Origin of the sequence: Jatrophihabitans lederbergiae, assembly GCF_031845305.1 — a bacterium.
In the GTDB taxonomy this organism is placed as follows: domain Bacteria; phylum Actinomycetota; class Actinomycetes; order Mycobacteriales; family Jatrophihabitantaceae; genus Jatrophihabitans_A; species Jatrophihabitans_A lederbergiae.
Map to the genome: position 1 here is coordinate 1 of NZ_JAVREH010000144.1, position 1,747 is coordinate 1,747.

1 protein-coding gene is annotated in these 1,747 nt (G+C 60.8%); it reads right to left on the reverse strand.

All coding sequences use genetic code 11. From position 1 onward, the window contains the following. Positions 1-82 precede the first annotated feature (82 nt). Positions 83-742, reverse strand: a complete 660-nt coding sequence (locus RM423_RS24575; protein ID WP_311425667.1) for a histidine phosphatase family protein — start codon at positions 740-742, stop codon at positions 83-85. Positions 743-1,747 lie beyond the last annotated feature (1,005 nt).

Here is a 1,747-nt window from a genome sequence, read left to right on the forward strand (position 1 = left end):
GCATGTGGAACCGGCGAACCGAGCGACTCGGCCAAATTGTCATGCCCCCACGGCACAATCGGAAACCACAGAGGCTTCCGCCTCAACAACGACGACCAACAGGCGCTGCGTGAAAGTTTCGGGCTAGCGATCTTCCATCGCTACTGTGGCGCTTCGGAAATTCCCGATAAGAGACGTCGGTAACTACGTCGCCCTCGAAACAGATAGACGTGGCCGACAGGTAGTCAACTATACGGGCGGACGAAAGATGCTGGATTCGCCTGCCTTCGAAGTACCGGCGAACAGTGTAGATGGTGGCGGCATGGCTGACACAAATCACTTCTCCTTGGCCGCCAGCGGGGCGTGCGTCGAGGACTGCGGCCGCCATACGCTCGGCAATGTCGAAAAATGGCTCGCCCCAGGTCGGTTTCCAAGGATTGAGGTAGTAACGCCATTCGGCAGGGCGAAAGTACGGTCTGTATTTGAACTTGCGTCCTTCGAAGCGAGCCCAGCTCTCGACGAGTCGCGTGTCGGTGCGCAACTGCACGCCCAGTAGCTTAGCGAGGATGCCACCGGTCTCCTGCGCCCGTTCCAGAGGGGAGCTGATCACCTCGGCTATCGGTCGCTCGCAGAACTCGCTGCTGAATTCTTCGGCGTGCCGCCGTCCCAGGCTGCTCAGCGGAAAACCCGGTAGCCGCCCATAGAGCAATTGATGAGGATTAACGACCTCCCCGTGACGAACCAGGTGAACGATGGCGGTCATCGCTGTTCTTCTGCAGAGGTCGACGTTCGGGAGGTTCGCATTGATGCCCGCGTCTGCTCCAGACAGCAGAGCGCCTTTGCGCTTGGTGAGCCTAAGAAGCCGGGCCACCGTCGCAGATGTGAGAGCTGCAGAGGTGAAACTGGCCGCCTCCCGCCCCGCCCAGGCCATCTCCGAACTGTCCAAGAACAGGTAGGGCGAACAGGCTTCCGCATGAACCGGTAACCCGTGACGACTTCGCGCTGCATCGGCTATCTTTCCCACCTTCGTCGTCCAACGCCGGCCAGACCTGGACCGCTCTACGACGGACGGTCACCGACGATCCAAATACTGGCATGCGGCGACACGGATGTAAAATGGCAGCTCATACATTCCGTAGACCTATCACATACGGAGAGCAAGGCCTGGCGCGTGACCTGCGGAGATCTCTCGTGTCCTTCATGGACCGGGAAGTCGGTTGAAGCGCTTCCCTCGGCAGCGCATCATGCAGCACCCACGCCGTGGGGGTGCGGCGCCGGCAACTGTGGCGCCACCGGGAAGATCAAGAGAGCGCCCACCGGTGGCGCAGGCGCAGAAGGCCACTGCCACGAGCCGAGACCAGCCACTACTGCCGACGAGCCCGCACCGAACGCCTAAACGGATCCACTGCTGGAGTCCAGCCGTGAACTGGGCAACATGAGCCAACGAAATCCTCCTCGGTCTCTTCCGATGCAGGTCTGGACACTGGCCGCCCGGGCAGGTGGCAGTGATACATAGACCGAGCAGTAGATCCAGTAACGCGCGTGTTTCGTGTTACCGTTCGGCGACTCAAATGAACTTTCGGCAGGCCCGGTTCCACCGGCCTGTCTCCCATACGCATCGGAGCGCACCAGTTCCGTCAGGCGGGACCTGACCCCGAGTAGTGGACACGCTCAATCCCTGCTTCGGTGGGGTGGAAGCGAGATGATCCACTCATGGCGAGGAAGAACTACTCCGAGGAGTTTCGCCGCGACGCTGTCGAGTTGTATC